The sequence below is a fragment of the Paeniglutamicibacter sp. genome (genome assembly GCF_046714615.1).
Lineage (GTDB): Bacteria > Actinomycetota > Actinomycetes > Actinomycetales > Micrococcaceae > Paeniglutamicibacter.
Genome location: NZ_JBKKAP010000084.1, coordinates 43,588 through 60,392, shown reverse-complemented (window position 1 = coordinate 60,392; position 16,805 = coordinate 43,588). Strand labels below are relative to the sequence as shown.

The following is a 16,805-nucleotide window of genomic DNA, read 5'->3' as shown; positions in this document are numbered from 1 at the left end:
CCCGCGCCGCACGATGGAACCGGATCCCGGACTACCTCACCCGGGCGTCGGAAACCGTCAGCGTGACCGTCCAGATCGAATCCACGGCGGCCGTGGAAGCCGTGGAAGCCATCCTCGCGGTGGACGGCGTGGACGCCATCTTCCTGGGACCCTCGGACCTGGCCGCCTCGATGGGCGTGCTGGGCCAGCAGGAACACCCGGAGGTGCGCGCCGCCGTCGAACATTGCCTGGCAGCCGCCACAGCGGCCGGCAAACCGGCCGGCGTCAACGCCTTCAACCCCGCCACCGCCCGACAATACCTGCACAGCGGAGCCAACTTCATCCTGGTGGGGGCCGACGTCGCCCTCCTGGCCCGCGGCTCAGAGGCCCTCGCCGCCGAGTACATCCAGCCCTCCAACGGCGACGCCCCCACCAGCTACTGACACCCAGCCAACAAAGCTTAAGGACCTCCCCGATGACAGCTTCTGCGATCTCCCCTGCCCTCTCACCCGACCCCGTCTCCCCCGAGCGGGAGGCTGCGCTCCTCGCATCCGTGCCGACCGGCCTGCTGATCGGCACGCAGTGGCGGGACGCGTCCGACGGCGGCACGTTCGACGTGCACGACCCCGCCACGGGGGAGGTGCTCGCCACCCTCGCCTCGGCGACCAGCGTGGATGCCGTTGCCGCGCTCGACGCGGCCGACGCCGTCCAGGCCTCCTGGGCACGCACCGCGCCGCGGGAACGTGCCGAAATCCTGCGCCGGGCCTTTGACCTGGTGACCGAACGGGCCGACGACTTCGCGCTGCTGATGACCCTGGAGATGGGCAAGCCGCTGGCCGAAGCCCGCGGCGAGGTGGCCTACGGCACGGAGTTCCTGCGCTGGTTCTCCGAAGAAACGGTCCGCGATTACGGCCGCTACCTCACCACCCCCGAGGGCAAGAACAAGATGATCGTGCAGACCAAGCCGGTCGGCCCGTGCCTGCTCATCACCCCGTGGAACTTCCCGCTGGCCATGGCCACCCGCAAGGTCGCCCCGGCGATCGCCGCCGGCTGCACCATGGTGCTCAAGCCCGCCAAGCTCACCCCGTTGACTTCCCAGCTCTTCGCCGCCACCATGATGGAAGCCGGCCTGCCGGCCGGCGTGCTCAACGTGGTCTCCTCCAAGAGCGCCTCGAAGATCTCCGGCCCGCTGATGCAGGATGACCGCCTGCGCAAGGTCTCCTTCACCGGTTCCACCGCCGTGGGCAAGATGCTGATGAAGGACGCCGCCGACAAGGTGCTGCGCACCTCCATGGAACTGGGCGGCAACGCACCGTTCCTGGTCTTCGAGGATGCCGACCTGGACGCAGCCGTCGAGGGCGCCATGGCGGCCAAGATGCGCAACATGGGCGAGGCCTGCACCGCTGCCAACCGCTTCCTGGTCCACGAGTCGGTGGCCAAGGAGTTCATCGCCAAGTTCTCCGCCGCCATGGGCGCGTTGAAGACCGGCCGCGGCACCGAGGCCACCACCAACGTCGGCCCGATCATTGATGCCGGAGCCCGCGACGACATCCACGCGCTGGTCTCCAAGGCAGTCGAGGCCGGCGCCGTTGCCGAGACCGGCGGCGCCCCGATCGAGGGCCCGGGCTACTTCTACGCACCGACAGTGCTGTCGAACGTCGCCAACGACGCCGAGATCCTGCGCCAGGAAATCTTCGGCCCCGTCGCCCCGGTGACCACGTTCCGCGACGAGGCCCACGCCATCGAACTGGCCAACGCGTCCGAGTACGGACTTGCCTCCTACATCTACACCCGCGACCACAACCGCCTCTTCCGCGTCGCGGAGCAGATCGAATTCGGCCTGGTCGGCTTCAACGCCGGCGTCATCTCCAACGCAGCCGCCCCGTTCGGCGGAGTGAAGCAGTCGGGTCTGGGCCGCGAGGGCGGCGCCGAGGGCCTGGCCGAATACACCACCACCCAGTACATCGGCATCGCCGACCCGTACGCGGCGCGCTAACCAAGCGGCAATCGCACAGGCGGCGGCGCCCCCTGGTCCATCTTTCTCCCTCACGGGGAAGCACGGACCAGGGGGCGCCGCTGTCTTCCCCTAGTGGTACGGGTCCTCGAAGTCGTGCCCCAGCAGCGTGCGCAGGTAGTCGCCGTACCCGCTCTTGCCCAGCTTCGCTGCGCAGGCCTCCAAGGCCGCATCGTCGATGAGCCCGCGGCGCCAGGCGACCTCCTCGGGGACCCCGATCTTCAGCCCCTGCCGCGCCTCGATGGTCCGGATGAAGTTCGAGGCGTCGTTGAGCGAATCAAAGGTGCCGGTGTCCAGCCATGCGGTGCCGCGGGCCAGCACGTTCACGCGCAGCGAGCCCTCCTCGAGGTATTGGCGGTTGATGTCGGTGATCTCCAGCTCCCCGCGCGCCGAGGGCTCCAGGTCCCTGGCCCGCTCGATCACGGAGTTGTCGTAGAAGTAGAGTCCCGGGACCGCGTAGTGGCTCCTGGGATTCTGCGGTTTTTCCTCCAGGGAAACCGCCTTCCCCTCGGCATTGAATTCCACGACGCCATAGGCGCCCGGGTCCTTGACCCAGTACCCGAAGATCGAGGCCCCTCCGTCGGCGTGGAAATCGGCCAGCTGCGAGCCGAAGCCGGGGCCGTAGAAGATGTTGTCGCCCAGCACCAGTGCCACAGGCCCGTCGCCGATGTGTTCGCGGCCAATGAGGAACGCCTGCGCCAACCCGTCGGGCGACGGTTGGACCGCATAGTCGATCCGGATCCCGAACTGCGACCCGTCGCCCAGCAGCCCGCGGAACTGGTGCGCGTCGCCCGGGGTCGTGATGACCAGGATTTCGGTGATGCCCGCGAGCATCAGCGTGCTCAGCGGGTAATAGATCATGGGCTTGTCGTAAACAGGTACGAGCTGTTTAGAAATCCCATGTGTGATTGGATGCAAGCGCGATCCGGTGCCCCCAGCAAGTATGATCCCCTTCATGAGGCCCATAGTAGGCACATCTAGCCGTGGTTGGGGAGGGGCGCTAGCCTTGCAACCATGAAAAGAATCCTGGTAACCGGGGGTGCGGGATTCATTGGGGCAAACTTCGTGCACTATTTGACCGAGCACTCCGACGCTGAAATCACCGTTCTCGATGCCTTGACCTATGCGGGCAATCTCGAATCATTGCGGGGGATCGATAAATCGCGCCTGCGGGTGGTCATCGGGGACATCACCGATGCGCCGCTGGTCGATGAGCTGGTGGCCGTGACGGACGCGGTGGTGCATTTTGCCGCCGAGTCGCACAACGACAATTCCCTTTTCGACCCCAGGCCGTTCCTGGACACCAACGTGGTGGGCACCTACACGCTGCTGGAGGCGGTGCGGCGCCACGGGGTGCGCTTCCACCACATTTCCACCGACGAGGTCTATGGGGACCTGGAGCTCGAGGACCCTGCCCGGTTCACCGAGTCCACCCCCTACAACCCCTCCAGCCCGTACTCCTCCACCAAGGCTGCCTCGGACATGCTGGTGCGGGCGTGGGTGCGCTCCTTCGGGGTCCGCGCCACCATCAGCAATTGCTCGAACAACTACGGCCCTTACCAGCACGTGGAGAAGTTCATTCCGCGGCAGATCACCAATATCCTGCACGGGGCGCGGCCCAAGCTCTACGGTGCCGGGGCCAACGTGCGCGACTGGATCCACGTGTCGGACCACTCCTCGGCCGTGTGGGAGATCCTGCGTCGCGGAACCCTGGGCAAGACCTATCTCATCGGCGCCGACGGGGAGAAGTCCAACCGCGAGGTGCTTCAAGCGATCCTGGGCCTCATGGGCCAGGACCCCGACGCCTTCGACACAGTCACCGACCGGCCTGGCCACGACCTGCGCTACGGAATCGACTCCACCGTGCTGCGCGAGGAACTCGGCTGGAGCCCGGTACACCGGGACCTGGCCGCCGGACTGGACCAAACCATCGCCTGGTACCGCGAAAACCCCTGGTGGTGGGAGGGGGCCAAGGCAGAAACCGAGGACCGCTACCTGCAACAGGCCGCCGCCCAGGCGTCCATGGGCCCCGGAACCGGAGGGGACAAGGCATGACCGCCCTCCAGGTGCAGCAGACCGGCATCCCCGGCCTGCTGCTGGTCCAGCTGCCGGTCCACGCGGATGCGCGTGGCTGGTTCAAGGAGAACTGGCAGCGGGAAAAAATGGTGGCAGCGGGGCTGCCCGATTTCCGGCCCGTGCAAAACAACGTCTCCTTCAACCGCAACCCCGGAACCACCCGAGGCATCCACGCCGAACCGTGGGACAAGTACGTGGCGGTCGTGGGCGGGGAGGTCTTCGGCGCCTGGGTCGACCTGCGAGCCGGGGAAGGCTTCGGGGCGAGCTTCAGCACCAGGCTGGGTCCCGGGCAGGCGGTCTTCGTCCCGCGCGGGGTCGGCAACGGCTTCCAGACCCTGGCACCCGACACCGGATACAGCTATCTGGTCACCGACCACTGGAGTGAGGCCGCCCAGGAAAAATACACGTTCCTGAACCTCAATGACGCGCGGGCCAACATCCCCTGGCCCATCCCGCTGGATCAGGCCACGGTCTCCGCGGCGGACCTGACGCACCCGCACCTGGATGCGGTGCTGCCGGTGGCCCCGCGCAGGACGCTGGTGCTGGGCGCCAACGGGCAGGTGGGCCGGGCCCTTGCCGCGCTGGCGCCGCCCGCTGGCGGCTACGATTTCCGCTCGCGGGCACAGCTGGACATCGCGGATGCCGCGCAACTGGAGGCGGTGGATTTCTCGGCGTATTCGACGGTCATCAACGCCGCCGCCTACACCAAGGTGGATGCAGCCGAGAGCGCCGCGGGCCGCCGCGAGGCGTGGGCCACCAACGTCACCGCCCTGGCTTCCCTGGCCGCGGCCTGCACCGCACACGACCTCACGCTGGTTCACCTCTCCAGCGACTACGTCTTTGACGGGGAGCGCACCGTGCATACCGAGGACGAGGACCCGAGCCCGCTGGGGGTCTACGGGCAGACCAAGGCCGCCGGGGACGCCATCGTGGCGGGCGTGCCCAGGCACTATGTGGTGCGCACCAGCTGGGTGGTGGGGGACGGGGCAAACTTCGTGGCCACCATGGCCAGGCTTGCCGGTGCCGGGGTGGACCCCGCGGTCGTCGATGACCAGATCGGGCGCCTGGGCTTTGCCACGGACGTTGCAGCCGGAATCCTGCACCTGCTTGCCCTCCGGGCACCTGCAGGCACCTACAACCTGAGCAACGCGGGCGAGCCGGTCTCCTGGGCGCGCGTCGCCGCCGAGGTCTTCACGCTGCTGGGACAGGATCCCGGACGGATCACCCCGACCTCCACCGCCGCCTACTACGGGTCCCGTCCCGGCATTGCCCCGCGCCCGGTGAACAGCACCCTGGACCTGGCCAAGATCCGCGCCACGGGGTTCACGCCAAGGGACCAGTTTCAGGCCCTGGCAGCCTACTTGGCCGAGGCGTAGCCCGCCGGGGCCAGGGGACGCGGGGCGAAGAGCGAACGCGGCCACAGGCTCCGGCCCAGGCGCTCGCCGGAGCCCAGGGGTGCGCCCAGGTGGTGCCGCACGTCCCTGAGCGCTGCCTCCAGCGCCGCAGGGTCGCCGTGCCCGGCCCCGGGCGCGTAGCGCAGGCGCTCATAGGCGTCGGCCAGCTGATGCAGGGAGGGTGCGGCCCCCGGGAAGGTGCGCGCCAGCCGCCAGGAGTAGTCCCCGGCTGACTCGTCCTGGCGCATGGGCCAGGAATGGTCAAGGCCCAGCGCCACGAGTTCGGACCAGGCCGCGGCGGGACCCGTCTCATGTCCGTAGCGCGCGTCGCCGCTGCCGGGCTGGCGGATGCGGGAAAGGCGGGAGGTGCGTTGGATGCGGCGCGCCAGCCACGGAATGCCGCCGGTCAGCACAGCGATGAGCGCCAGCTGCAGCACCCCGGCCACCGGGGTTCCGGCGCCGGGCACGCCGCCCGGGGCCGGCCCGGGTGCGCCGGAGGAGGCTTCGGTGGAGGCGGATGTGGCAGCGGAATTGGTCGGGTTGGACGGGTTCGGGTCCAGGGCCGAGCTGGCGCCGGGTGCTGGCAATGCCGGTGCGTAGGCCGGCGGGATCCCGCGCCCGGGGGTGGGTTCGAACGCGACCCACCCGGCGCCGGGGAAGTAGAGCTCCGGCCAGGCGTGGGCGTTGCGCGAGTTCACCGTGAACTCGCTGAGCTCCACACCGTTCTGCCCGGCAATCGACACCCCGGTGGGGGTGCCGGGGGCGTAGCCGGTGACGAGCCGGCTGGGGATGCCCAGTTCGCGGGCCATCAGGGCCATGGTGGAGGCGAAGTGCACGCAGTACCCGGCCTTCTGCGTCAGGAACGCGTCGATGACGTCCATGCCGCTGCCGTCGTAGCCGTCCTGGACCGGGGTCTGTTCCGAGTAGCTGAAGGCGCTCGAACGCAGGTAGTCCTGGATGGCGACGGCCTGGTCGTACGGGTCGCTGCCGGCATTGCCCACCGCTGTGGCCGTGGCCTGGGCCAGGGACTCGGGGACGTCCTCGGGCAGTTGCAGGTATTGCGGGTCGACCTCGGCAAAGAAGCCGCGGGGGATGGAGGAGGACAGGTCGGCCAGCATCCGTGCGGTGATCTCCGGGTTCACGCTCATCACCGAGTAGTCGGCGGCGGCAGGTGTCTGGTCTTCGGCGGCCAGCAGGGTGCCGGTGTCGGGGCTCCAACCCCAGTTCCCGCCCAGCCCGTTGAGCGTGATCGCGTTCCCGGGCAGCGGCATCCACGCGCCGCGGTACTTGTCGGTGATGACCCGCGTGAAGGCCGGTTGGGCGGACTCGAAGGCGCTCGGGAAGGCCCGGGTCACCAGGTTCTCGGTTGCCGGGACCCGGTAGACGGCGGGGTCCGGCAACCAGCGGTCGGCCGCGAGCTGGCCGATCACGGAGGTGCGCAGGTAGGTGGGGGACTGCGCATCGGTGAAGTAGCGCAGCACGGTGCCGGAGGAGCGGTTGCGCAGGTCGTTGCCCAGCGCGATCATGGGGTCGATGTTGGTGGCGAGCCTGCCCCAGGACGGGCGGGTGCCCTCGGTGAGCATGCCCTTGGAGAACCCGGGGACGGCGGCGGGCAGCACCAACAGCGCGATGAGGGCCCCGCCGAGGAGCGCGGCTCCTTGCAGCAGCGCCCCGCGGGGCTGCGGCCCGGGGGAGGCCCGCCCACCGGATGCCTGTTGCGGGTCGGCCAGTTCCACGGCGCGGCGCTTGCCGGAACGGGTGCCGGTTGAGAGCCAGCGGGATGCGGCCAAGATCAACAGGTAGCCCACGGCGGTGACTGACACCGTGACGATGCCCGCCCCGTGCGCCTCGAAGAGCGAGGCGATGGACAGCAGCAGGGCCAGCGGGATGCCGGCCAGGGCCGCGGCGCGGATCTCGAAGGCCAGGGCGTCGACCGCCAGTGCCGCCACGGCGGCCCAGACACAGATGGAGAAGACGATGACCCCGGTGCTTTGCACCGGCGGCACCTGGGATCCCATTTCCTCGTTGGCCATGGCCCAGACCTTCAGCAGGGCGCGGTAGGTCGATCCGGTCGGCAGTATGCCCAGCCAGGCAGTGTTGGAGAAGAACAGGACGGTGAGCGCCAGCACCGCCACCACGGCCCCGGCCAGCGTCCCCAGGTAGCGGCGGGCCGACAGGCAGCGCACCACGTTGGTGGCCAGCACGATCAGTGCCACGGCCACCGACACCTGGAGCATCCACCCCCAGTCGCCGACGACCCCGTGCAGCGAGGCGGTGGCCCCAAGCATGGCCACGAGTGTGGAGAGCGCGGCGAAGGCCGCCTCCGGGACCCTGGATGCAGGGGTCTTGGGCGCCCGGGCGGGCGGTGGCGTTTGGGGGCTACGGGTGCGGGGCAGGGTGGTGGTGCTCATGCCTGTCGCCCCAATTCGCCCCAGGCCTCGGCGAGCGTGGTTTTCGGGTTGACCGCGACGGCGGACCAGCCTGCCTGCCGGAAGCGGGAGATGACAGGGAACAGGTGCGCCTCGCGGTTGGCCACGCACAGCACCGTCACCTTGCTGCGTGCCCCGACCACTTCGAGCCAGGCATCGGCCTGCTCCGCGGTGGGCTCGCCCAGGATCAGCACCAGCCGGTCCCCGCGCTCGCGCATGCGTTCCTTCAGGGCCGCGGCGAGCGTGGCCCGGGCCGTCTCGTGGCGCTGGGCCCCGGCCTCCTCGAGCCCCAGGGCGGCGAGTGCCTGTTGCATCCGGGCCGTGGCGTGTGGCCCGGCAAAAAGCTCGTCGGCGTCCTCGGTGCCCGAGGCGGAAACGTTGTTGACGCCCTGGCCGCGGTGGTCGATCAAATCGATGCCAAATCCCGTTTGCGCCAGGTAGGCGCCGACGCCGAGCGCCGCGTGCAGCGCCCATTCGAAGCGTCGGCTGGAGTCCTTGGCGGCCGAGGTGAATTGCGGGATCGACAGGGTGGGTTCGGCGCCCACGCCCTGGGCGAGGAAGGCAGCGCGGGAGCGGTCCAGCATGATCACCGCCCGCGGGGTGGCCCGGTAGTCCTCCTGGCGCACCATCAGCGAGCCGCGCTTGGCGGTTGCGGGCCAGTGGATGCGCCGCACGGTGTCCCCGGGCCGGTATTCGCGGGTCATCACCTCGAAGGAGTCCGGGGTCAGCCGGCGGTTGGAGGCGGCCTGGCCGTGGGAGCCGTGTTCGCCGGGGATGCCGGTGGGCTCGAGCGCCTCGCACACCGGCAGGGCAATCAGTGCGCTGGGCGCATCGAGGGCCGCGGGGCGGGCGGCGAGCCCAAAGACGTCGGCGACCTGTGCCCGCACCGGCCCGACCGCGTAGATGCCGCGGGTGGCGGGCCGCAGCCGGTATTCGTACCAGCTGCCCGAGCCCCCGGGGCCCTGAGCCGCGGTGCGCGAGGGGTAGCTGAATTCCGGGCCCTTGCCGAAGTCCTCGGGCAGGGTGTCGGTGAGCGGAATCGATGCGCCGGCGCGCCCGGCGTGGGTGATGTGCAGCCGCACCCGGACCGGGGAATCGGTGGTTGCCTGGGGCGGGTTGAAGGTGCGGGTCACGTTAAGCGCGGGGTTGCCGAAGCGCAGCAGGAAGGCCGCCAGCAGCGGGGTGAGCAGCAGGAACAGGGACACTGCAAGCAGCTCGCGCCGCCCCAGCAGGAAGGCAAGGAGCAGGGCGAGCGCCCCGGTGGCAAACAGGCCCCAGCCGCGCGCGGTGAGGAACCCCAGGTGGACCTTTTCGCGCAGCGTCGCCGGCGGCCCGGCAATGGCCCAGCAGGTGTGGGAGGGGGATTCGCGGAACTCGTTGGGTTCCGCGGCGTCGGTGCTCATGCGTGCCGTTCCTTGCCTCGTTGCGCCCGGTGCTAGCCGCGTGCCCCGGCGCGCACGGGTATCGCGTTGAGGATCGCCACGAGGATGGACTCGGCGTTGGCGCCGGCGGCCTCGGCCCGGCGGTGCAGGATCAGTCGGTGGCCAAGCACCTTGGCGGCGATGTTGCGCACATCCTCGGGCAGCACGTAGTCGCGGGCGTTCAGCGCGGCCTCGGCCTTGGCCGCCCGCAGCAGCTGCAGCAGGGAACGCGGGGAGGCGCCCAAGCGGATGTCGGAATGTTCGCGGGTCGCCCGGCCCAGCGCCACGACGTATTCCTTCACCGGCTCGGAGACGTAGACCGCCGCAACGGTGTTGATCAGCGAGTGCAGCGTTGCCAGGTCAAGGACCGCTTGCAGGTTGTCCAGCGGCGAGGTGGACTGGTGGGTCTCGAGCATCGCCATCTCGGCGGCCGCATCCGGGTAGCCCATGGAGATCTTGGCCATGAACCGATCGCGCTGCGCCTCGGGCAGCGGGAAGGTTCCCTCGAGCTCGATGGGGTTCTGCGTGGCGATCACCATGAAGGGGCTCTCCAGCCGGTGGGTGATCCCGTCGACGGTGACCTGTCCCTCCTCCATGCATTCGAGCAACGCGGACTGGGTCTTGGCGTTGGCCCGGTTGATCTCGTCGCCGATCACGATGTGCGCGAAGACCGGGCCGGGACGGAACTGGAACTCATGGGTGTTTTGGTTGAAGATCGACACCCCTGTCACATCCGAGGGCAAAAGGTCCGGGGTGAACTGGATGCGGTGCACCGTGCAGTCAACGGACTTGGCCAGGGTCTTGGCCAGCATGGTCTTGCCGACCCCCGGCACGTCCTCCAGGAGCAGGTGTCCCTGGGCCAGCAAGACGGTCAGGGCGGTGCGCGCCACCTCCGCCTTGCCATCGATCACCGTGGCAATCCCGGCCAGCACTTCTTCGCAGACCCGGCCGAATTCGTCGGCGGGAAGAACCTGGGACTCGGTGGAAAGCGACATGCAACGTCCTCCTGGAGCGCATCCGATTGGCGGGCGGTCAAAGCCCTCCATCCCCACGATACCGCCAATGTTGTGCCCCGCATCACGCTGAAGCCGTCGAGTCGCCCATCCGCGTACGCTGGATGGGCGAGTGGTCATTGCCCCGGGAAGCCGGGGCGCGTAAAGAAGGGGACGTGGCATCCATGTCAACGGCAAAGCAGCAAGTGGAGACCTCAAGGACCCAGGGGGTGCCGGCCGCCTACCTGCCGGCCCCGGTGGCGGGGGAGTCCGGCGCCCCGGGCAGGAGCACCAAGGATGAGCAAGGCAAGAAGCGCGACCTCTCCTACCCTCCAGCCCCGGCGCCATTGCCCTTTGGCGTGCCGGATAACCACACGCACCTGGATTTCCGCGACGGCTCGGTCCACGTCACCGTCGCCCAGGCGCTGGATGCGGCAAATGCGGTGGGCGTGCCAGGCGTCGTCCAGGTCGGCTGCGACGTGGAATCCTCCGAGTTTGCTGTCCGCGCCGCCGAAGAGGACCCTCGGGTATTGGCCGCCGTGGCCATCCACCCCAACGACGCCGCACGCCTGGCCGTGACCGGGGACCTTGATGCCGCGATCGCCCGGATCGAGGAGCTGGCCGCGCATGGCCGCGTGCGGGCGGTGGGTGAAACCGGGCTGGACTATTTCCGAACCGGCGAAACCGGCCGGCCGGCCCAGGAGCACTCCTTCCGCGAGCACATCCGCATCGCCCGCGAGCACTCCAAGGCACTGCAAATCCACGATCGTGACGCACATCTCGATGTGGTGCGCGTCCTGGAAAGCGAAGAACTTCCCGAGCGCGTGGTCTTCCACTGTTTTTCCGGCGACGCGGAACTGGCCGAGATCTGCAACGCCAACGGCTGGTACCTCTCCTTCTCCGGCACCGTGACGTTCAAGAACTCGCACGACCTGCGCGCGGCGTTGTCGGTGGCCAACCCCGAATTGGTGCTGGTGGAGACCGATGCACCGTTCCTCACCCCGCATCCCTACAGGGGCCGGCCGAACGCCAGCTACCTGATCCCGCAAACCGTGCGATTCATGGCCGAAACCATGGGTGCGGACCTGGAGGAATATTGCCGCACGCTTGCCTCAAACACGAGGCGTGTCTACGGGGACTTTTAGCCCATATTGTGCACAAGGCAAGCACGAAGTGCTTGCGGCCTTATTACGATTCGGTTACGGTTGATTTTTAGTAGCCGGGATCGGGGAAGGTTCCCGGGTGCATTTGATTCTGCCTGCGGCGGGGAAACACGTGCCGCCGCGCGACATCGATGAGATGACAAGAATTGGATTGTGCTCGCACCAATCAATGGGCACACGGTGGGCTGCGCCCGGTTTTGCCGGGAGCAACCGTTCACCCGCCGTGTACGCATCGATCTGCCCCCGTGCCCGGGTTAGACCTAAGTTTGGAATCCTGTGCAGAATGCCCTTAAGAATCGTTGGGTGAAGATCGGCGCGCAAGCAGCCGTTTTGACCGCGTTGATACTCGGTCTGGTCATGTTCGTCGGAGGCAGCAAGACCCTTGCCGTGGCCGTCGATGGCCAGAGCCAAAGCATCACCACGCGCGCCGCCACCGTCGCAGATGTCCTGGAGGACTCATCGATCACCCTCGATGAGCTCGATGAAATCACCCCGGCACTGGATGCACCGGTCGCCGACGGAGCCGTCATCGACATCAAGCGCCACAAGGAAGTCAACGTGAGCATCGACGGCGTGGACCGCGTCGTGCACACCACCGGACTGACCGTGGCCGATGTCGTGGACCAACTCAACGTTTCCGAAAAGGCACAGATCGAGCAGGGCCGGGCATTGTCCCTGGCTTCGCTGGTCACCCCGATCGACATTTCCACTCCCAAGGACGTATCGATCAAGGCCGATGGCAAGACCAAGAAGCTGAACACCACCGCCGAGACCGTTGGTGCGGCGCTCAAGGAAGCCAAGCTCACCCTGGGCAAGGATGACGAGCTCAACGCCAAGGTGGCCGACGCCGTCAGCGATGACATGGAATTGAAGATCGTCCGCGTCAAGACCAAGACCGTCACCGAGACCGAGGTCATCGACCACGGCACCGACACCGTCAAGGATTCCGACGCACTGGTCGGCACCAAGAAGACCCTGGAAGAGGGCAAGGACGGCGAACGCACCCTCACCTACACCGTGACGCTGCGTGACGGCAAGGAATCCAAGCGCGAACTCGCCAGCGACAAGGTCACCACCAAGGCCGTCGACGCCGAGGTCTCCGTTGGCACCAAGCCCAAGCCCAAGGCCGAGCCGAAGGCACCCACGACCTCCGGCAGCGTCTCGAGCACCTGGGCCGCCCTGGCCAAGTGCGAGTCCGGCGGCAACTGGTCGATCAACACCGGCAACGGCTACTACGGCGGCCTGCAGTTCTCCGCCAGCAGCTGGCTCGGTGCCGGCGGCGGCAAGTACGCGCCCCTGCCGCACCAGGCATCGGCATCCGAGCAGGTCGCCACGGCCGAGGTGCTGCGCAGCAGCGGCGGCTGGGGCCACTGGCCCTCATGCTCCAGCCAGCTGGGCCTGCGCTAGAGACCTCCCGGGCCCTCCGGCCCTAAGCACCACCGCACGGGTGCACTTGATTTCACAATGAACCATGGGTTCCGCCTTCTCAAGGGGCGGGACCCATTGTTCATGGCAGCAACACCCTCCCGCAACCCACCCCAAGGGGACGCCCCGGTCGGCGGGCCATGGGCCCTGAACTAGGATTGAGACGTGACTTCCGTAGAATCGACCCCGCCACCACTGCTCGGCGCCACCGAGATCCGCCGCCTTGCCGGTGAACTCGACGTGCGCCCCACCAAGACGCTGGGGCAGAACTTCGTCATCGACGGAAACACCATCCGGCGCATCGTGGCCACCGCCAAGCTCGACCCGACCGAGACCGTGCTCGAGGTCGGACCGGGCCTGGGCTCGCTGACCCTGGGCCTGCTCGATGCCGCCGCCCGCGTCGTTGCGGTGGAAATCGACCCGAAGCTCGCGGCCCGGCTGCCGCAGACTGCGGCCGAGTTCCGCCCGGACAAGGCGGCGAATCTCACCGTCGTCCTCTCGGACGCGCTGAAGATCACCGAGCTTGAGCACCCTCCCACCGCCCTGGTGGCGAACCTGCCCTACAACGTGGCGGTGCCCGTGGTGCTGCACCTGCTCGAGCATTTCCCGTCGCTGCAACACGGCCTGGTCATGGTCCAGGACGAGGTCGCCGACCGCATGGCCGCGGGCCCGGGCAACAAGACCTACGGAGTGCCCTCGGTCAAGGGCGCCTGGTACGGCACCATGCGCAAGGCTGGTGTCATCGGCATGAACGTCTTCTGGCCCGCGCCCAAGATCAATTCCGGGCTGGTCAGCTTCGAACGCGGCACCCCGCCGGAAACCACCGCCACCCGGCGCGAGGTCTTCGCCGTCATCGACGCCGCCTTCGCCCAGCGCCGCAAGACGCTGCGCGCCGCCCTGGCCGGCTGGGCCGGATCCCCGGCCCTGGCCGAGGCCGCCCTGCTGGCCGCCGGCATCGACCCGCAGGCCCGCGGGGAAAAGCTCGGCATCGCCGAATTCGCCGCGATTGCCGAGGCAAAGGTCGCCCAGGAACCGGCCGCCCCATGACCCATGCCGTCATTGCCCGTGCCCCGGGGAAAATCAACTGCTACTTCAGGGTCGGCCCGCCCCGGGCGGACGGCTACCACTCGGTGGCCAGCCTGTACCTGGCCGTCTCGCTCTATGAGGACGTTTCGGCCACTGCCCGGGACGACGAGGAAATCCAGGTCTTCCTGCACCCGGATTCCACCGCCGTCTCGGACCCCGAGTCCTTCCCGCTGGGACCGGAAAACCTGGTGGTCAAGGCTGCAACCCTGCTGCGCGAACACACCGGGCACTACGCCGGGGTCGATTTGTGCATCACCAAGCGCGTGCCGATCGCCGGGGGAATGGGCGGGGGATCGGCCGACGCCGCCGCCGCGCTCGTGGCCTGCAACGCACTGTGGGGCACCGGGCTGAACCGCGAGGAGCTCTCCCGCCTGGGCGCCCGCCTGGGCGCCGACGTGCCGTTTGCCCTGCAAGGCGGCGCCGCCGTCGGCCTGGGCGTGGGAGACGAGCTGGCTCCGCTGCTGCTGCGCACCCGCACCGACTGGGTGCTGGTCCCTGCCTCCTATGGGCTGTCCACACCGCGGGTCTATGGCATGCTGGACCGGCTGCGGGCCAGCGAGGACGTCGAAACCCCCACCGAGGTCGACCCGCGCATGATCGGGGCGCTGCTGGACGGTGACCTGGATGCGCTGGCACCCCTGCTGGTCAACGACATGACCCGCGCCGCCCTTGCCCTCGCGCCGGAACTGGGCGTGGTGCGCGACGTGGGCGAGGCCGCCGGAGCCCTGCACGCGCTGGTCTCCGGATCCGGGCCCACCCTGGCGCTGCTCGCCCGCGACCACGCCCACGGCGCGGAAATCATCGCCCAGCTTTCCGACGAAGCGGGCGTGGCAACCCTGCAGGTCCATGGCCCGGTCCCCGGCGCCGGCATCCTGCCCACGCCCATCGAAACCCCGTAACAAAAGGAGCACCAAACCGTGGCCCACCTGCTCGGCGCCGAAAACGTTTCCATGTCCTTCGGCACCCGTACCGTCCTTGACGCGCTTTCCCTGGGCCTGGAGGACGGGGATCGCATCGGCATGGTCGGGCGCAACGGCGACGGCAAGTCCACGCTCATGCGCCTGCTGGCCGGGCGCATCACCCCCGACGAGGGCCGCGTGACCAAGCGCGGGGACGTCCGGGTGGCCTACCTCGACCAGTCCGACGTGCTCGACGGGGACCTCTCCGTCGGCGCCGCCATCGTTGGCGAGGCAGCCGACCACGAATGGGCCTCCAACCCGCTGGTGCGCGAGGTCATGGGCGGTCTGGTCGGCGAGGTCGACTGGCACGCGGAAGTCTCCTCGCTCTCCGGCGGCCAGAAGCGCCGCGTCGCCCTGGCCAAGCTGCTCATCGGCGAGCACGAGGTGATCATGCTCGACGAACCCACCAACCACCTCGACGTCGAGGGCGTCGCCTGGCTGGCCAAGCACCTGAAGGACCGCTGGCGCGCCAACGCCAACGGGTTGCTGGTCGTCACCCACGACCGCTGGTTCCTGGACGAAATCTGCACGCGGACCTGGGAGGTCCACGACGGCACCGTCGACCCGTTCGACGGGGGCTACGCCGCCTACGTGCTGGCCCGTGCCGAGCGTGATCGGACCGCCTCGGTGGTGGAGTCCAAGCGCCAGCAGCTGGTCAAGAAGGAGCTGGCCTGGCTGCGCCGCGGCGCCCCGGCCCGCACCGCCAAGCCCAAGTTCCGCATCGAGGCCGCGAACACGCTCATTGCCGACGTCCCCGCGGCCCGCGACACCGTGGAACTGAACAAGATGGCCACCGCACGCCTGGGCAAGGACGTGCTTGACCTCGAACACGTCTCCCTTGACTTCGGTACAGGCAAGCCGCTGTTCAACAACATCACCTTCCGGCTGGCCCCGGGCGAACGCGTGGGCATCGTGGGCGTCAACGGCGCCGGCAAGTCCACGCTGCTGCAACTGCTCAACGGCCAGATCGAACCCACGTCCGGGCTCATCAAGCGCGGCAAGACGGTCAAGACCGCCATCCTGACCCAGGAGGTCAAGGAGCTCGACGAGGTCAAGGACATGCGCCTGATCGAGGTCATCAAGGCCGAGCGGATGTCGTTCGAGGTCGGCGGCAAGGAAGTCTCCGCCGGGCAGCTCGCCGAGCAGCTGGGCTTCGGCACGGACAAGCAGTGGACCACGGTGAAGGAACTTTCCGGTGGCGAGCGCCGCCGCCTGCAGCTGCTGCGCCTGCTCATCGGCGAGCCCAACGTGCTCATGCTCGATGAGCCCACCAACGACCTGGACACCGACACGCTGGCCGCGATCGAGGACATGCTCGATGGCTGGCCCGGCACCCTCGTGGTGGTATCCCACGACCGCTACCTGCTCGAACGCGTCACCGACCACCAGGTTGCATTGCTGGGCGACGGCAAGTTGCGCGGGTTGCCCGGCGGCGTCGACCAGTACCTGGAGCTGCGTGCCGGCGCGCAGGGCGGCGGCAACACCGGTGCGCCCACCGACAAGTCAGGCCCGGCCGCGACTCCCGAGTCCACCGGCCCCAGCGAAGCGGAAAAGCGCGAGGCCCGCAAGGAACTGAACCGCATCGAGCGCCAAATGGGTAAGCTTGAAACGCTGGTTGCCAAGCTCCACGCCCAGATGGCAGCGGCATCCGAGGCCATGAAGTTCGACGAGGTCTCCACGCTCAATGCCACCTTGCGGAGCGTCGAGCTGGAAAAGGAAGACCTGGAAATGGCTTGGCTTGAGGCCGCGGAAACCGTGGGCGAGTAGCAGTCTCCTTTCCGCCGCGGCATCTTTCCGATCGCCGGCACACCAGGGCTTCGAGGCAATGGCCTCGGCCGTGGTGTGCCGAAATGGGTGACGCACCCAA

At 68.5% G+C, this 16,805-nt stretch carries 13 protein-coding genes; 9 read left to right on the top strand and 4 right to left on the bottom strand.

Annotation, left to right across the window (positions count from 1 at the left end):
• Positions 1-422 (top strand): HpcH/HpaI aldolase family protein (locus ACLQ7E_RS10610; RefSeq protein WP_411732541.1); only part of this gene is annotated, 422 nt, incomplete at its 5' end.
• Between the two features lie 32 nt (positions 423-454).
• Positions 455-1,975, top strand: a complete 1,521-nt coding sequence (locus ACLQ7E_RS10605; protein WP_411732540.1) for an NAD-dependent succinate-semialdehyde dehydrogenase — start codon at positions 455-457, stop codon at positions 1,973-1,975.
• A 90-nt stretch (positions 1,976-2,065) separates the two neighbouring features.
• On the opposite strand, the gene rfbA is transcribed toward ACLQ7E_RS10605, so the two are convergent.
• Positions 2,066-2,950, bottom strand: coding sequence for a glucose-1-phosphate thymidylyltransferase RfbA (gene rfbA, locus ACLQ7E_RS10600; RefSeq protein ID WP_411732539.1), 885 nt, complete (start codon positions 2,948-2,950; stop codon positions 2,066-2,068).
• 57 nt (positions 2,951-3,007) lie between these two features.
• Here rfbA and rfbB point away from each other — a divergent pair, with 57 nt between their 5' ends.
• Together rfbB and ACLQ7E_RS10590 are read left to right on the top strand one after the other, a co-directional pair.
• A complete protein-coding gene (gene rfbB / locus ACLQ7E_RS10595; RefSeq protein WP_411732538.1) occupies positions 3,008-4,048 on the top strand; it encodes a dTDP-glucose 4,6-dehydratase in 1,041 nt (346 codons plus the stop codon).
• The gene (locus ACLQ7E_RS10590) at positions 4,045-5,445 is read left to right on the top strand and encodes a sugar nucleotide-binding protein (RefSeq protein WP_411732537.1); all 1,401 of its coding nucleotides are present in this window, start codon (positions 4,045-4,047) and stop codon (positions 5,443-5,445) included. The genes rfbB and ACLQ7E_RS10590 overlap by 4 nt, the downstream gene beginning before the upstream one ends.
• Here ACLQ7E_RS10590 and ACLQ7E_RS10585 read toward each other — a convergent pair.
• From ACLQ7E_RS10585 to ACLQ7E_RS10575, 3 genes are read right to left on the bottom strand one after another with little or no spacing between them, the layout of a single operon-like run.
• Positions 5,427-7,874 (bottom strand): DUF3488 and DUF4129 domain-containing transglutaminase family protein, encoded by a 2,448-nt coding sequence (locus ACLQ7E_RS10585; RefSeq protein WP_411732536.1) that lies wholly within the window; start codon positions 7,872-7,874, stop codon positions 5,427-5,429. The genes ACLQ7E_RS10590 and ACLQ7E_RS10585 overlap by 19 nt on opposite strands.
• On the bottom strand, positions 7,871-9,295 hold the full coding sequence (locus ACLQ7E_RS10580; protein ID WP_411732535.1) for a DUF58 domain-containing protein: 1,425 nt from the start codon (positions 9,293-9,295) through the stop codon (positions 7,871-7,873). The genes ACLQ7E_RS10585 and ACLQ7E_RS10580 overlap by 4 nt, the downstream gene beginning before the upstream one ends.
• A 32-nt stretch (positions 9,296-9,327) precedes the next feature.
• Positions 9,328-10,308: an AAA family ATPase gene (locus ACLQ7E_RS10575; protein WP_411732534.1), complete on the bottom strand. Its 981-nt coding sequence runs from the start codon at positions 10,306-10,308 to the stop codon at positions 9,328-9,330.
• 182 nt (positions 10,309-10,490) lie between these two features.
• On the opposite strand from ACLQ7E_RS10575, the gene ACLQ7E_RS10570 reads away from it, so the two are divergent.
• The 5 genes from ACLQ7E_RS10570 to ACLQ7E_RS10550 all read left to right on the top strand — a co-directional run bounded on the left by ACLQ7E_RS10570 (position 10,491) and on the right by ACLQ7E_RS10550 (position 16,705).
• The gene (locus ACLQ7E_RS10570; protein WP_411732533.1) at positions 10,491-11,450 is read left to right on the top strand and encodes a TatD family hydrolase; all 960 of its coding nucleotides are present in this window, start codon (positions 10,491-10,493) and stop codon (positions 11,448-11,450) included.
• A gap of 321 nt (positions 11,451-11,771) precedes the next feature.
• Positions 11,772-12,875, top strand: coding sequence for a transglycosylase family protein (locus tag ACLQ7E_RS10565; protein WP_411732532.1), 1,104 nt, complete (start codon positions 11,772-11,774; stop codon positions 12,873-12,875).
• Positions 12,876-13,058: 183 nt separating this feature from the next.
• The gene (gene rsmA, locus ACLQ7E_RS10560) at positions 13,059-13,940 is read left to right on the top strand and encodes a 16S rRNA (adenine(1518)-N(6)/adenine(1519)-N(6))-dimethyltransferase RsmA (RefSeq protein WP_411732531.1); all 882 of its coding nucleotides are present in this window, start codon (positions 13,059-13,061) and stop codon (positions 13,938-13,940) included.
• Positions 13,937-14,878: a 4-(cytidine 5'-diphospho)-2-C-methyl-D-erythritol kinase gene (locus ACLQ7E_RS10555; RefSeq protein WP_411732530.1), complete on the top strand. Its 942-nt coding sequence runs from the start codon at positions 13,937-13,939 to the stop codon at positions 14,876-14,878. Before rsmA ends, ACLQ7E_RS10555 begins: the two co-directional genes overlap by 4 nt.
• An 18-nt stretch (positions 14,879-14,896) precedes the next feature.
• Complete coding sequence (locus ACLQ7E_RS10550; RefSeq protein WP_411732529.1) at positions 14,897-16,705, top strand: ABC-F family ATP-binding cassette domain-containing protein; 1,809 nt, start codon at positions 14,897-14,899, stop codon at positions 16,703-16,705.
• Positions 16,706-16,805 lie beyond the last annotated feature (100 nt).